This window comes from Cytobacillus sp. ABV4_503, from assembly GCF_056158445.1.
On the sequence record NZ_JBSWTH010000001.1, the window covers coordinates 2,247,676 to 2,262,411 of the forward strand.

The window sequence follows — 14,736 nt, forward strand, 5'->3', positions numbered from 1 at the left end:
TCTATTTTTAAAGGTTGTTGTTTTTGTTTAAGAATTCTGCCCGTAGATTTCCACTGCAGGTACAGAGCGAACCCACGGGAAGAATGTGAGCCTCCCCTGCTTCGCCTGCAGGGTATTAAAGTTCCCTCTCCTCCCGCAGGACATGGAATAAGCTTCCTCGAATGTTCAACCGCAAGCAGGAAATGCGTCAGCATTTTCGAAGATGGAGTGCAAACAGCGAAGGTCAATTCTGCAAATTAAACTAAATTATGAAAAAGCAATAAACATTTGAAAACAGCCTTGAAAAAAACTGCCCTTATTTTTTAGAGTTTCTCTTTAAATCTTCTTCTACCATCATTTCAATCAAGTTTTCAAAGCTTACTTTAGGCTCCCAATCCAACTGTTCTTTGGCTTTTTGGGGATTTCCTATTAATAAATCAACTTCTGCCGGACGGAAAAATTTCTCATCGGCAACAACATAATTCTCCCAATTCAGTCCAGCATAGTTAAACGCAGTTTGTACCCATTCCCTTACAGTATGTGTTTTGCCGGTAGCGATTACATAATCATCAGGACTGTCCTGCTGCAGCATTTTCCACATGGCTTCAACGTAATCACCAGCAAAACCCCAGTCTCTTTTTGCATCCAGATTTCCTAAACGGAGCTCATTTTGAATTCCCAGCTTTATTTTTGCAACAGCATCAGTTACTTTCCGTGTCACAAACTCAATTCCTCTTCTTGGTGATTCATGATTAAACAATATCCCCGAGCATGCAAAAAGATTGAAACTTTCTCTATAATTTACTGTAATCCAATGCCCATAAACTTTTGCCACACCGTAAGGACTGCGTGGATAAAAAGGAGTCACTTCAGTTTGTGGGGTTTCTACAACTTTTCCAAACATTTCACTGCTGGAAGCTTGGTAAAAACGAGCATCCAAATCAGATAAACGAATTGCTTCCAGCATATTTGTGACTCCGAGCCCTGTTACCTCTCCTGTGTAAATCGGCTGTCTCCAGGAGTCGCCAACATAGGATTGAGCAGCTAGATTATAAACCTCATCAGGTTTCGCTATCTTAATTGCTTCGGTTAAGGATGTTTGGTCGCGAAGATCCCCTGATAAAAATTCAATTTCGTCTTTTATATGTTTTATATTTTCATAATTTTGTGTTGCTGTTCTTCTTTTAAGTCCATAAACTTTGTAGCCTTTATCTAGAAGTAAATCAGCAAGATAAGATCCATCCTGTCCGGTTATACCAGTAATTAATGCTTTTTTCATGATATACTCCTTTCCAAACTAGTATATTGCCAGGTAACTTAATATTTTAACTGCAGATTATAATTCTTAAATGACCCAGCTTATTTTCATTATATGATTAAGAAGGACAAGAGTTACGAACTTTGGAACATTATTCCAATCCAACAATATAATTAAATGTGTATATTAATAGCATTTTCGAACTCTCTGCTTCACCTCTTTGATGGCAATTGGCCAATTTGATTTAGCCGCAATCGGTACTTTTCACCGATTGCTTTAGATGACAATTTAGTTTCAATAGTCCTCTTTCCAACTAATCCAATTTTATCGGCGTATTTTTTATCGAATACCAGCTTTCTCATCGATTGAGAAGCCTGTAAAAGGTCAGGTTCCGCCCATCGCTGATTAGATGTGTATGGGCCATAATCCTGTCCAATATTTTTTAAAGTAAAATCGACTAAACAGGAATTGTTATTATTCATGAATTCCAGGTTGCCAGACCAATTTGTAGCTATAACCGGCTTACCTAGAAACATGGCTTCTGCCAAAGGTAATCCAAATCCTTCGGATCTATGAAGAGAAACATAGCTGTCAGATACATATAGCAAACCATTTACCGTTTTCCGATCAAGTACTTTATCGATAAAAATTATGTTTTGATATTCCTCACATTTTTGTTTAAGCACCTCAAGCTGACTGGAATTGGAACCATTATTAATTTTAATAGCGAGTGCAACTGAATGGTTTTTTCCGGGAAAAGCCATCTTAAATGCATCTATAACTGCCATTGGGTTTTTTCTTCCCAATGTACTGCTAACGTCGAACATTGTAAAAAATAAAAATTTATTTTCCGGAAGATTGAAGTCTTTTCTGGTAATTACTGAAGGTATTTCTACGAAAATAGAGTGAGGAATTGTAATAACCGGCTTTCGAGTTCTACTTGAAATAACATTTGAGGTAAAACTGGAAGGAACCCAGACTTCATTAATTAATCGAAGGCTTTTTAACCAGGTACCAGGGAGTTTTTCCAGTTCCCAATGCCAGTACCCAATATTATATCGGTTCAAAAACCATTTCTTTGGCAAGTTGTTTTTTTTATAATGTATAAAAAACTGGTCAGAATTTATAAAAAAGATATTCGTATTAAAAATTGGTTCTTGTACTTCCTTGTGTATCCAGGAGAAGTCATTTTGCCTGGCTGGACAATGCGAAAAATTTATTATGCAAAAAGGGATTCCTGCCGATTGCAGTGCCCTTGCAGCTGAACGGCATGCTTCCCCTAATCCAAATTCAGCTCGGGCATATCCGATCAAATTGACACCTTTCTTCATAGATCAATGTCTTCCTTTCCCTACCTGAATTTTGTTTTCCAGTCAAACCCGATCAAAGGATCATCCCAAGCTATTCTTTTCTCATCAGGTTTTTCTTTATCATAAGAACAAGTTGTAAAATAAATAATTACCGCAGGCTTTTCCCCCAGGACTCTATAACCATGTGCAACACCCTTTGGAATAAGGAGCATAATTTGATTCTCTTCACCCATGTAATAGACTTCGGTCTTACCAAAGGTAGATGAATTTTCTCTTAAATCATGTAGTACCACTTGTGCATTACCTGAAGGAAAGAACCATAAATCATCTTGTTTTTCATGGTAATGAAATGCTTTTATTACGCCTGGATAGCTCATAGACCAGGAAGCCTGCCCAAACCTTGACAGCAACTCCGGCTCATCATCCCTGATAAGCTCGGCAAAAAATCCCCGGTCGTCACAATGCTTTATAAGCTGTTTAGTTTTTACGCCTTCTATCATTTGCTTAACTCCTTCCGTATAAAGTCTTTCAATGCATACTCCCAATGCCTTGGAGTCTTAATGCCTTGATTATTAATTGCCTTATGTTCCATGACTGAATATGCGGGCCTTGGTGCGGGAACACCATATTCTGCACTGGTTATAGGCTGCACTCTGGCAGGGTCATAACCTGCTTCTTCAAAAATTCGTTTTGCAAATGTAAACCATGTACATGAGCCTGTATTGCTAAAGTGATAAATACTATTTTCCTTATCAATTAATTGTTCAATAACTGCTGCTAAGTCATTAACATAGGTTGGTGACCCAATCTGATCATTGACAACTTTTATTTCTCTGTTTTCCTTTCCCAGTTCAAGCATGGTTTTTACAAAATTTTTCCCTTCATGTCCGTAAAGCCATGAAGTGCGGATAACCGTAGCATCACTATTGGTTAGCACTATCCGTTCTCCAAGCCATTTGCTCATCCCGTAGACCGACAGAGGATTTGGAATGTCATCCTCCGTATAAGGACTTTGTTTTTTCCCGTCAAAAACATAATCTGTACTTATATAGATAATTCTTGCATTTACTTTTTTCCCTGCTGAAGCTATATATCCGGCACCTAAACTATTGACTTCAAAAGCTTTCTTTCTCTCTGATTCACATTTATCTACTGCAGTATAAGCTGCTGCATGTATAATAATATCGGGTTTCAGCTGGTTAATTATGAGGTCTGCCTTTTCTTTATTTGTTATATCGAGATCTCCTTTTCCCAGACTGTAGCTATGATGCTTACTGCTTAAGGATTTTTGCAGTTCCCTGCCTAATTGACCTTCACCGCCAGTGATTAATATATCTATTTTCCTCACCTTTTTCTTTTAGCATCTGGATTTATACCAATTAATCGTTCTGCTGATCCCTTCTTCAAATGAAACCTCAGGCTTCCAACCGACTTCCTTTGATATTTTGCTTGAATTCATTGCATATCGCCTGTCATGGCCTTTACGGTCGTCAATATACTTGATAAGACTCTTATCTTTATTTAACTGGTTTAAAATAATTTGGATAACCTCCAAATTTGTTTTCTCATTATTACCGCCAATATTATAAATTTCACCTGCAATTCCCTTTTCTAAGACCATTTCTATGCCCCTGCAATGATCTTCTACAAAAATCCAATCTCTTATGTTTAATCCATCTCCATATAAAGGAATTTCCTGGTTATTAAGAGCGTTTGTAATTGTTTTAGGGATAAGCTTTTCTGTATGCTGCAAAGGTCCATAATTATTGCTGCATCGTGTAATGATAAGAGGAAGCTGATAGGTTTCATAAAAAGAGCGGACAAGCAAATCAGAGCTGGCTTTACTTGCGGAATAAGGATTATTGGGTGCAAGAGGAGTCTGTTCTGTAAAGGGAGAATCTCCTGGAGAAAGGGAACCATATACTTCATCTGTTGAAATATGAATCATTTTATCTGCTTTTCCTTTTAAGACTGCCTGCAATAAATTAAATGTTCCTTGAATATTAGTCCTGATAAATGGATGTGCGTTAAGAATACTCCTATCCACATGTGTCTCAGCGGCAAAGTTAATAATGGCATCATATCTCAAATCAAAAACTTCATTTAATTCCACTTCATTTCCTATGTCACATTTAATAAAACGATAATTATTAGAAATCTCAAAGGCCTGAATTTCCTTTTTATTTGAAGCATATGTCAAAGAATCTATATTAGTAATATAATAGTTTTTGTTCATTAGTATTCTTGAAATGAAGTTTGAACCAATAAATCCTGCTCCACCAGTGACAAGAAGATTTTTAACCATTATTATCCTCTTCTTTCCTATTTTCATAAATAAACTTTTGAGCCAAAAATAAAGAATGATGGGTTCCTGCATCAATCCACCAGCCATTTAAAACATCATACTCCAGCTGGTTTTTTTGTATATACAGATTGTTTACATCTGTAATTTCCAGCTCATTTCGTTCGGATGGCTGAATGTTTTTGATAAGATTGAATACTTCCTCATCGTACATGTATATTCCAGTTACACAATAATAAGAAGGCGGGATGCTTGGCTTTTCATGAATAGAAAGTATTTTCTTTTCAATTAAATCTAATTTCGGAACACCGTAACGTGTCGGGTTGCTGACTTTCTTTAAAAGAACCCTCGCCCCGTGCTTCTGGTTTTCGAAAGCTTTTAAATGGAGTGTTAAAGTATCTTCAAACAAATTATCACCCAGTACCACTGCGAATTTTTCTTTATTTATATAATCCCGTGAAGCTAAAAGTGCATCAGCAATCCCTCCCCCTTCATTTTCCTGGGCCCGAAATGTAAGTTTTACATTGAATTCCCTTCCATCACCTAAAACCTCTCTAAATACGCTCAAGTCCTTTTCATTTGTTATGATAAGTATCTCCTGGATACCTGCTTCCCTTAATTTGATAATTGGCCAATAGATCATAGGATAGGGGCCAACCGGCAATAGATGTTTATTTATGATTTTAGTAAAAGGTAAAAGACGTGTTCCTGTCCCTCCCGCAAGAATGATTCCTTTCAATTTAGATGTCTCCCTTCGCAAACTCTTATCAAGAAAAGGCTCCATATTAATTAAAATCTTTAAAGAAACACTGATAGTCAGGGAATTTTCATTTGGGATATCATATCGCTGTTTCTTTAAAGACTTTCTCTTCGTGTTGTTTCAATTTTGAATGATTGGCCTATGGCATTTCATAAAGTTCTTAGAAAATTTGTATTACCTTAAGGTACTACCTGTCTAAATTACTTTATGTTTTTTCGCTCTTATTGTTATAGGCAACTCCATTAATTCCTGTCCAAAATATTTGGCAAGCCGCTAATCTTTTCCCGAAAAATGTTAATTTATTGAAAAACGAGGCGAATATCTACGCAAAAAAGAATTTATCACATAGGTATAATATGATTACTTATTTGGAATTGTCAGGAGAGATTTCTATGAATATCGATGCAATTTTTTTATGCATCATTCTTTCCATCATGTTTTTTGGTCTTATTAAGGAATGGTTTTCGGCGGAATTTATGGTTTTTCTCACGCTGGCTATTCTTATATTTGCGGGAATTACAACTCCATCCGAAGCTTTTAAAGGTTTTGCAAACCCGGCAGTCCATACTGTTGCTTTCCTTTTTATTGTAGGAGCAGCTGTATCCAAGAGCGGCATACTGCACGTCATAATTCAAAAAATATTAAGCAAAAGTAAATCAATACAGTATGTATTGTTTCGCTTGATGGTGCCAACAAGTGCCATGTCTGCGTTTATGAATAACACTCCAATTGTAACCATGCTTATCCCCGTCCTTCAGAAGTGGGCAGCTGCAAACCATGTAAAACCATCTAAACTGCTAATTCCTTTATCCTATGCTGCTATTCTCGGAGGAACTATTACTCTAATAGGGACATCAACAAATCTAGTTGTTCAGGGTTTATTAATTGAAAAAGGCTTAAGCGGATTCAAAATGTTTGATTTTGCCTATATCGGCTTACCGATTACGGTTGCGGGAATTTTATATTTTGTAACGATAGGTCATCGGCTTCTGCCCGAGCGGGCACATAATTTTGAACTTTTTCATGATGGAAAGCTGCCTTTTATCCACAAATTTAGTGTCGAAAAAAATTCAACATTAATAGGAAAAAGCATAATGGATGCTATGCTTCGCAATCTGGAACAATTATTTTTGGTTGAAATAATCCGAAGCGGGAAACCCATTATTCCTGCACCAAATGATGAAACCATTCAGGAAGGTGATATTCTTGTTTTCTCAGGAAACCCTGATGGATTATTAAAGGTATGCCATATTATTGGATTAAGACGCGTTCTGGGGAACAAAGGGAATCATATTAACCTTCCTGCTACTTTTTTAGAAGTTGGAATTTCAGAAAAATCTCCTTTAATCAATATAAAAGTTAAAGAAAGCAATTTTCGGTCAAGGTATAATGCAGCAATTGTAGCCATTAAAAGAAATGGAAAGTTTATAACTTCGGGTATTGGAAATTTTGTGTTAAAGAAGGGAGATACACTTTTATTACTGGCTAAAAATGATTTTTTGAGGACATGGTCGAATGCTGAAGATTTCTATTTTATCTCTCCTATTGAAAGTAAATATAGAAATAAAAAAAAGGAAAAATTTGTGGTCATATTGATTCTTATAGGAATCATTATTTCATCGGCATTTCAGCTGATATCCATATTCAGCCTGGCATTAATTTCTGCGCTAATCGTGATTTTAACAAAAGTTATTACTGTTAACGAAGCAATAAAATCCATAAACTGGAGTGTCATCATTATTATGGGGAGCTCTATTGGAATTGGCAACACCATTGAATCTACTGGCCTGGCAAAATTTATAGCTTCCTTTCTAGCAATGTTTCAGAGTTTTACGGGCATAATAGGAATTTTGTTTTTATTCTATCTAATTACTTTAATCATGACTGAACTCCTTAATAATCTTGCTACAGCTGCTATTATGTTTCCTATTGGCTATACCGTTTCCCTTCAGTCCGGTTTAGATCCAAAGATGCTTGCAATGCTTACAGCCATATCCGCTTCATGCAGTTTTCTTACCCCGATAGGCTACCAAACTAATTTACTTGTATATGGTCCAGGGGGCTATAAATTTTCAGACTTCATTAAAGCTGGGCTCCCTTTGAGTTTGATATGTATGGTTCTATCTGTTTTTATTGCCTATTGGATTTGGATTTAAGATCAGATTTAAAGGAGGAAACAAGATTGGGAAGTAAGGATAAAAATCAACATATAGTCTGGCACGATTCAGTAATTAAAAAGGAAGACAGGCAGAAAAAAAACGGCCATAAAAGTCTGATGGTTTGGTTCACCGGACTCTCCGGTTCCGGTAAATCAACAATAGCCAATGCTTTGCAGGCAGAACTATTCAAACAGGGAATCTATGTCTATCTTTTGGATGGTGATAATCTTCGCCATGGAATCAATAGAAATTTATCCTTCTCAGAAACTGACAGGAAAGAAAACATAAGGAGAACCGCAGAAGTCGGCAAACTTTTTGTTGATGCTGGTGGGGTAATATTGGCAGCATTGATATCTCCATTTGAGGAAGATCGTCAGAATGCAAGATCATTATTTCCCGAAGATGAATTTATAGAAGTGTACGTAAAGTGCTCACTCCAGGAATGTGAGAAAAGAGATCCGAAGGGGCTTTATAAAAAAGCAAGAAGTGGTGTAATTAAGCAATTCACAGGGATTGACCAGCCTTATGAGGAACCTGTAAATCCGGAAATTACCATTGATACAGATAAGCTCACAATAAATGAAGCTGTCAAAAAAATTGAAACATATTTGAAAAAACGCCTAAATCTAGATCCTAATGAATAGGAGTGATAAAAGTTGACGATAAGTATTCCACATGGTGGAAAATTAATTGATAGAGTGGACTTGAGCTATGACCTTTCAAATATCGATGCTGAAATTGATATAGATGGCATGGCCTTATCAGATCTTGAATTAATTGCAAATGGGGCTTTTAGTCCGTTAACTGGATTTATGGGACAGACTGACTATCAATCAGTTATAAATACGATGAGATTAGAAAATGGAACCATCTGGAGTATCCCAATTACTCTTCCGATCTCTAAAGAAGCCTTAGGGAAACTTAAAATTGGTGAAAGGATAAAGCTTAAACATAAAAACAAAGTATATGGGGTTTTGGACCTTCAAGAGGTTTATAAACCTGACAAAACAGAAGAAGCCATTAAAGTTTTTCAAACTGCCGATCATCGTCATCCAGGGGTAAAAAAGCTTTTTGATCGTTCAGAATTTTACGCAGCTGGACCTGTAACATTAACAACAATACCAACCAAACACCATGGATTCCAAAAATATTCCAAAACGCCATCAGAAACAAGGAGAATTTTTATAGAGAACAATTGGAAAACTGTTGTCGGCTTCCAAACAAGAAACCCGGTGCACAGAGCACATGAATATATCCAAAAAACCGCTCTTGAAACGGTGGATGGCTTATTTTTGAACCCGCTGGTTGGGGAGACAAAATCAGATGATATTCCAGCAGATATTAGAATTAAAAGTTACGAAGTGCTCCTAAAAAACTATTATCCAAATGACCGGGTTTACTTGGCTGTTTTTCCAGCTGCAATGAGATATGCAGGTCCAAAGGAAGCTGTTTTCCATTCCCTGGTACGTAAAAATTATGGCTGTACTCACTTTATTGTAGGTAGAGATCATGCCGGTGTTGGAGAATATTACGGAACATACGATGCACAAATAATCTTTGACCAATTCAGCCCTGAAGAATTAGGAATTGTCATCCTGCCATTTGAACATAGCTTCTACTGTTTGAAATGCGGAAATATGGCGTCAAGCAAAACTTGTCCTCACACGAAAGAACACCATCTCCACTTATCAGGCACAAAAGTGAGGGAAATGCTGCGCAACGGAAAGACACCCCCTCCCCAATTTAGCCGACCGGAAGTGATTGAGGTTTTAATTAATGGCCTAAGAGATACTTAAAATAAAAGGACTCCGGAGCAATCCGGAGTCTTTTACATTTAGAATCTGTTATTGGATATCACATACATAATGGAAGATTTCTTATATTATGTGATATCCGAATTCCCCAATCATATGTTCATCACTATGAAAGTCTGAACCGCCTGTAATAAATTTATTGTATTGACCAGCCATTTTTTTATATCGTTTGACATCATTCTTATCATGCTTTCGATGCCACACTTCAATTCCATCCACTGGAAGCTTCAATAGCTCAGCAATAATATGATCATCATGTACAAGCCTTGGGTGAGCCAGTACAGCTTTTCCCCCTGCGTTTTGAATTAATGTTATCCCTTCTAAAGGGCTTAGCTTCAATTTGTCTTCACTGCAGGGTTTTCCATCTCCAAGATATAAATCGAATACTTCTTGAGTATGTTTTGCATATCCCTTTTCCACCACTGCTTTTGCAATATGCGGACGGGCAATGACTTCTCCCTTGCTGTACTTTCTGACATCTGCAGAAGTAATGACCATCCCAAGGTCGCAAAACTTTTTAATAATAACCTCCGAACGATTCTCCCGATGTTCTCTAATTCGCTCTAATACCTTTGATAACTCCGGAGTTTCATTTATTCCATAGCCTAAGATATCAATAGTTTTATCTTTATATTTTGTACTTAATTCAATTCCGGGAATCACGGTTATTCCAAAGGCTTTTCCAGCATTTATTGCTTCAGCGATTCCCTTTGTTGTGTCATGATCTGTTATGGCAATTGTATTCATGCCTTTCTCAGCAGCCATTTGAACAACTTCACTCGGAGAATATTTCCCATCAGAAGCTGTAGTATGAAGGTGGAGGTCGAAGTTCCCTTTTTCTACTACCTTTTTAATGTCCAAGTCTTCCTCTCCTTACAAAATACGAAATTCCTATTTTTTATTAAACAAACGGATTAAGAGTCACTTTTGATTGTCCTCTTCCATTTTCTTCAATATCCCTTTTATTTCTTGTTCGAATGACTTGTGGCAAACTAAAAGTCCATCTTTTGTAGAAGCAATGATTAAATCCTCCGCCCCAATAACAATTGTCTTCCTATCCTCTGTTTTTATTATACAATTTTTTGATGACAATACATGAATATTACCCTGAAGGAGATTCATGTCGTCTTCCTTTTTTATCAAGCGCTCTAAAGAAGTCCAGCTGCCGACATCATCCCATTGGATATCTGCAGGTATCATAAATTTTGATTCGGCCTTTTCAATAATTGCATAATCCACAGAAATTTTCGGCAGATTGGCATACTCAGAGGCATTCCCTTTGAGATATCCTGCGATATTTTTTGTGATTTGCGGCTGGAATTTGTCCATATAATAGACAATAGTTGAGGGCTTCCAAATGAATATTCCGCTGTTCCAAAAAACATTTTCTTGTCTCAGCAATGCCTCTGCCTGATTTTTATTTGGCTTTTCGATGAAGGAATGTACTTTTAAAACCTTCTGTTTTATTTCCTTATGAGCCTGGATATAGCCATAGCCAGTTTCTGCACGAGTAGGTTTGATTCCTAACGTTACAATGGATAAATCAGATGAAGCCGCAGTTTCGGCTAATGTAAAAAGTTTATAAATAGAATCATTATCTGGCAAATAATGGTCTGATGGTACTGCAGCAAACACTTCATCATCATTCTCTTTTAAAAACGTTAAAGCTGTTAAAGTGACACAGGGCCCCGTATCCCTTTGATATGGTTCCAGAATCAGCTGCTGTTCCGGCACTTCCAATTGTGCTTTAACTAGAGGAGCATACTCTTCCGTTGTCACGATATAAATTTTATCCTCCGGGAGCCATTCCCTAAAACGGTTATAGGTTTGCTGAAGCATTGTTTTTTCATTGATTAACCTAAGAAATTGTTTAGGCTTTTCATTTACACTCAGCGGCCAAAACCTTGTCCCTTTTCCGCCTGCCATAATGACGACTTTCAATATAAACACCTCATTACATTAATTAAAAGCTATATTATTGTATGTGTTTAAAAGAAAGTCGCTTGGTGTTCAGCCTTGTTCAGTGCAATATGGGTATTTTACTCTTTAATAATGATACTTTTTTACTTTTTTAGATTCCTGACCTTTTCAATTTCATTCATTACCTCCTTCTCAAGCTTAATTAAGAACCTTTCACTCCATTTTTTCGAAAAGCTATTCACAGAGAAATAAATTTTTAATTTTGGTTCTGTACCCGAGGGCCTAATAGCAAACCAGGATCCATCCTGCAAATAAAATTTAATCATATTCGTCTTTGGCAGCTGAGTAAGTTTTTCTTGACCTGTCAGCAAGTCTAGCATTGTCCCCAACTTAAAGTCTTCAATTAAATTTATTTTTAAACCCGCAATCTCTTTTGGCGGGTTTACTCTTAAATAGGTTAGGACGCCGGCAATTTCCTCACTTCCCTCCTTGCCTTTCAAAAGGATCGACTGCAGGGACTCCTGGTAATATCCATAACGAGCATATAGGTCATATAAAGCATCGAACAGTGTTTTGCCTTTTGATTTATAATAGGCCGCCACTTCAGCAACAAACACGGCTGCTTGAACAGCATCCTTATCCCGTACAAAATCGCCAATTAAATATCCGTAGCTTTCTTCGTACCCGAATTGAAATAGATAGTCTCTATTTTCTTCAAATTCTTTAATTTTTTCACCAATATATTTAAATCCTGTCAGTGTGTCGATTACTGTTATTCCAAAATCCTCTGCAATGGCTCTGCCGATTTCAGAAGTAACAATTGTTTTAATAACCGCACCATTCTTAGGAAGGATTCCCAGCTTCTTTTTTTCGGATAATAAGTAATAGAGCATAATAGCCCCAAGCTGATTCCCTGTTAATATCTCATAATCACCTTGTTCATTTTTCACTGCAACTCCCAGCCTGTCTGCATCCGGGTCTGTAGCCATTAAGATATCCGCATCCATTCTCTTTCCATATTGAATGGCCATTTTGAAGGCTGCATGCTCTTCAGGATTTGGTGATTCTACTGTTCTGAAATCAGGATCAGGTTCAGCCTGCTCTTTTACTAGTGTAATGTTATGGAAGCCAAAGGCTTGCAATCCTTCACAAACAAGTTTTTCAGCTGTACCATGAAGAGGTGAAAAGACAATTTTTAAGTCCTTGCCTTCTTTTCTGGCAAGATTATTATCTAATTGTATCGTCTTTAATTTTTCCAGATAAGCATTATCAATTTCTTCCCCTATGAAAGTTAGTAGTCTCCTGTTCTTCAGTACTTCTTCATCCATCACCTGGACCGCTAATTCATCTTTAATCCCGCTGATATACCCGGTGATCTCTTCAGCTGCTGAAGGGGTGATCTGTCCTCCATCTTCCCCATATACTTTAAAGCCGTTATATTCAGGCGGATTATGGCTTGCAGTAATCATGATACCTGCAATTGCGTTTAAGTGACGGACGGCGAAAGATAATTCAGGTGTTGGTCTTAGCTCATGGAACAGATACACTTTTATTCCCTGCATTCCCGCTGTCTTTGCGGCTTCCATGGCAAACTCTGCTGATTTCCGGCGGCAATCATATGCGATTACAAATCCGCGTTTCTTTGCGGATTCCCCTTTTTGTGAAATGTAATCAGCAAGACCTTTTGCCGCCTTGCGGACTGTGTAAATATTCATTCGGTTTGTACCCGGTCCCAATTCTCCCCTGATTCCTCCAGTACCAAATTCTAAATCTTTATAGAAGCAGTCCTCTAATTTATGCCGGTCCATATCCAACAGTAAATTCTTTAATTCTTTGTCTAAATTTTTATGGGAAAGCCATTTTTCAGCCTTTGAACTCCATGTCACCATTCGATGATCTCCCTTCTTTATATAGTCCTATATTATATGAAGAAATTCTTAGAATGGCTGTCCCATGGCCTATGTAAAGATGACAGCTTTACATCCTGCGGACTACACTCCAATTTCATAGCAAATACATCTTTCTGAACCAGCGCCTGTCCCTTCCGCTCCACAAACAATTCTACAGCTTTATTAATACTTCTGTAATTAACCTCTAAAAGAATGATCAAGGCAACAACAATGATAAATAGGTATTTTCTCATATTTTTCCTCCTGCTTCATTTATTTTCAAATGATTGACATAATATTTGTTATAATAAATTCAAAGAGAAATATGAGAATATTCTAACTAAATATTGAGTGGACGAGGCGATTTTGTTGCTGATATTCTTCAAGGTTGCAGTTTGGATTATTGTCGCTTGTCTCGGTTTTTATGTTATTTCTGTCTGGTTATGGGAAAAGAAAGTAAAAGAAAGAATGTCCGTCATAAGGAAAACCTGGTATATCCTTTATGTGCTTGGTGCAGTTGTTTACTGGACGAACAAACCAGGTTCCATTTTTTCCGATTGGCAGAACTACCTGATTGTCGCGGTAATATTTGCTCTGGTCGATGCCTTTGTTTTCCTGGGATCTTATCTGAAAAGAGTCGGAAATAACGAATTAGCAACAGACACTAGAGAATTGCTTGAAGAAAATAGTGATCTATTGAACTCGCATATGAATAAACTGAAATCGTTTCAGTATTTATTGAAAAATGAGCCCATTGACATTTATTATGGAAACAAGGAAGCGTATCTTGCCGGCATCGAAAAACTTCTGGCTGACTTTGCGGAAAAAGTGGATATGAAGATAGCTTTATGCAAATACACAACAGAAGAAGAAAAGGACTATCTGCTTGAGCACTACACCGATAAAGCTTTGATTCATAGCCGTCTGGACCGCAGGGAAGTTTATTATGATGCTGAAGAAAGACTGGCGCTGATTCCTTTTTCCATTCTCGAAGATGACTATGTAATTAAACTTACCTCCGATCAATTTGTTACAGAATTCGACTATTTGCTTTTCACTTCACTCATATCAATATACGATCTAATGCTCCCTGCCGAACAGGAGGACGAAGACCATGAAGGAACCAGCGAAGAAGAAAACGGAGAAACCTGAGTTGCATGCTAAAAACACCATGAAAACTCTCAAAAAAAAATCCCGGGTCAGCCTTCCGGGTTTTGAAGTAAGTCCCCACACCGAAAGGATATTAAAAAAGAACAAAAGATTAATAAGCGTTTATACCAAAACTAAGGCTTGAGCATACTATATGGCGTGGGAGGAAATTTCTTCCGCGCCCTATTCATGTTCA

Annotated in this window: 15 protein-coding genes; 5 read left to right on the top strand and 10 right to left on the bottom strand. The window is 37.2% G+C overall.

Translation table 11 applies throughout. From position 1 onward, the window contains the following. Positions 1-295: 295 nt before the first annotated feature. The 6 genes from gmd to ACXAD1_RS11325 form a co-directional block, all read right to left on the bottom strand. Positions 296-1,258, bottom strand: a complete 963-nt coding sequence (gene gmd / locus ACXAD1_RS11300) for a GDP-mannose 4,6-dehydratase (RefSeq protein WP_206839600.1) — start codon at positions 1,256-1,258, stop codon at positions 296-298. A gap of 191 nt (positions 1,259-1,449) precedes the next feature. After that, a complete protein-coding gene (locus ACXAD1_RS11305; RefSeq protein WP_206839599.1) occupies positions 1,450-2,568 on the bottom strand; it encodes a glycosyltransferase family 4 protein in 1,119 nt (372 codons plus the stop codon). A gap of 20 nt (positions 2,569-2,588) precedes the next feature. Beyond that, positions 2,589-3,047: a dTDP-4-dehydrorhamnose 3,5-epimerase family protein gene (locus ACXAD1_RS11310; protein WP_206839597.1), complete on the bottom strand. Its 459-nt coding sequence runs from the start codon at positions 3,045-3,047 to the stop codon at positions 2,589-2,591. After that, the gene (rfbD, locus tag ACXAD1_RS11315) at positions 3,044-3,895 is read right to left on the bottom strand and encodes a dTDP-4-dehydrorhamnose reductase (RefSeq protein ID WP_312886181.1); all 852 of its coding nucleotides are present in this window, start codon (positions 3,893-3,895) and stop codon (positions 3,044-3,046) included. The genes ACXAD1_RS11310 and rfbD overlap by 4 nt, the downstream gene beginning before the upstream one ends. A gap of 9 nt (positions 3,896-3,904) precedes the next feature. Next, positions 3,905-4,852 carry a dTDP-glucose 4,6-dehydratase gene (gene rfbB / locus ACXAD1_RS11320; protein ID WP_206839595.1) on the bottom strand — a complete coding sequence of 316 codons (948 nt, stop codon included), beginning with the start codon at positions 4,850-4,852 and terminating at the stop codon, positions 3,905-3,907. After that, positions 4,845-5,588 (bottom strand): sugar phosphate nucleotidyltransferase, encoded by a 744-nt coding sequence (locus ACXAD1_RS11325; RefSeq protein WP_474910048.1) that lies wholly within the window; start codon positions 5,586-5,588, stop codon positions 4,845-4,847. Before ACXAD1_RS11325 ends, rfbB begins: the two co-directional genes overlap by 8 nt. A gap of 413 nt (positions 5,589-6,001) precedes the next feature. On the opposite strand from ACXAD1_RS11325, the gene ACXAD1_RS11330 reads away from it, so the two are divergent. The 3 genes from ACXAD1_RS11330 to sat are packed head-to-tail and all read left to right on the top strand — an operon-like array spanning position 6,002 to position 9,564. Then, positions 6,002-7,765: an SLC13 family permease gene (locus tag ACXAD1_RS11330; RefSeq protein WP_206839592.1), complete on the top strand. Its 1,764-nt coding sequence runs from the start codon at positions 6,002-6,004 to the stop codon at positions 7,763-7,765. A gap of 26 nt (positions 7,766-7,791) precedes the next feature. Then, positions 7,792-8,412 carry an adenylyl-sulfate kinase gene (gene cysC, locus ACXAD1_RS11335; protein ID WP_474910049.1) on the top strand — a complete coding sequence of 207 codons (621 nt, stop codon included), beginning with the start codon at positions 7,792-7,794 and terminating at the stop codon, positions 8,410-8,412. Between the two features lie 12 nt (positions 8,413-8,424). Beyond that, positions 8,425-9,564 carry a sulfate adenylyltransferase gene (gene sat / locus ACXAD1_RS11340; protein ID WP_474910050.1) on the top strand — a complete coding sequence of 380 codons (1,140 nt, stop codon included), beginning with the start codon at positions 8,425-8,427 and terminating at the stop codon, positions 9,562-9,564. 81 nt (positions 9,565-9,645) lie between these two features. Here sat and ACXAD1_RS11345 read toward each other — a convergent pair whose 3' ends face one another. The 4 genes from ACXAD1_RS11345 to ACXAD1_RS11360 all read right to left on the bottom strand — a co-directional run bounded on the left by ACXAD1_RS11345 (position 9,646) and on the right by ACXAD1_RS11360 (position 13,645). Beyond that, positions 9,646-10,443 (bottom strand): PHP domain-containing protein, encoded by a 798-nt coding sequence (locus ACXAD1_RS11345; RefSeq protein ID WP_474910051.1) that lies wholly within the window; start codon positions 10,441-10,443, stop codon positions 9,646-9,648. Positions 10,444-10,503: 60 nt separating this feature from the next. Further along, complete coding sequence (locus tag ACXAD1_RS11350) at positions 10,504-11,532, bottom strand: mannose-1-phosphate guanylyltransferase (RefSeq protein ID WP_474910052.1); 1,029 nt, start codon at positions 11,530-11,532, stop codon at positions 10,504-10,506. Positions 11,533-11,645: 113 nt separating this feature from the next. Continuing rightward, a complete protein-coding gene (locus ACXAD1_RS11355; RefSeq protein WP_474911299.1) occupies positions 11,646-13,388 on the bottom strand; it encodes a phospho-sugar mutase in 1,743 nt (580 codons plus the stop codon). A 35-nt stretch (positions 13,389-13,423) separates the two neighbouring features. Continuing rightward, positions 13,424-13,645 carry a hypothetical protein gene (locus ACXAD1_RS11360; protein WP_474910053.1) on the bottom strand — a complete coding sequence of 74 codons (222 nt, stop codon included), beginning with the start codon at positions 13,643-13,645 and terminating at the stop codon, positions 13,424-13,426. A 115-nt stretch (positions 13,646-13,760) separates the two neighbouring features. On the opposite strand from ACXAD1_RS11360, the gene ACXAD1_RS11365 reads away from it, so the two are divergent. Continuing rightward, positions 13,761-14,543: a type II toxin-antitoxin system SpoIISA family toxin gene (locus tag ACXAD1_RS11365; RefSeq protein ID WP_206839583.1), complete on the top strand. Its 783-nt coding sequence runs from the start codon at positions 13,761-13,763 to the stop codon at positions 14,541-14,543. Next, entirely contained in the window at positions 14,506-14,685 is a 180-nt protein-coding gene (locus ACXAD1_RS11370; protein ID WP_206839581.1) for a type II toxin-antitoxin system SpoIISB family antitoxin, read from the top strand. Before ACXAD1_RS11365 ends, ACXAD1_RS11370 begins: the two co-directional genes overlap by 38 nt. The last annotated feature ends 51 nt before the right edge of the window (positions 14,686-14,736 follow it).

Bases quoted from the DNA above. Each gene is read 5' to 3' on its own strand.
- ACXAD1_RS11360 (WP_474910053.1), bottom strand. From the start codon at position 13,645: ATGAGAAAATACCTATTTATCATTGTTGTTGCCTTGATCATTCTTTTA.
- ACXAD1_RS11310 (WP_206839597.1), bottom strand. From the start codon at position 3,047: ATGATAGAAGGCGTAAAAACTAAACAGCTTATAAAGCATTGTGACGAC.
- ACXAD1_RS11330 (WP_206839592.1), top strand. From the start codon at position 6,002: ATGAATATCGATGCAATTTTTTTATGCATCATTCTTTCCATCATGTTT.
- gmd (WP_206839600.1), bottom strand. From the start codon at position 1,258: ATGAAAAAAGCATTAATTACTGGTATAACCGGACAGGATGGATCTTAT.
- rfbB (WP_206839595.1), bottom strand. From the start codon at position 4,852: ATGGTTAAAAATCTTCTTGTCACTGGTGGAGCAGGATTTATTGGTTCA.
- ACXAD1_RS11305 (WP_206839599.1), bottom strand. From the start codon at position 2,568: ATGAAGAAAGGTGTCAATTTGATCGGATATGCCCGAGCTGAATTTGGA.
- ACXAD1_RS11370 (WP_206839581.1), top strand. From the start codon at position 14,506: ATGAAGGAACCAGCGAAGAAGAAAACGGAGAAACCTGAGTTGCATGCT.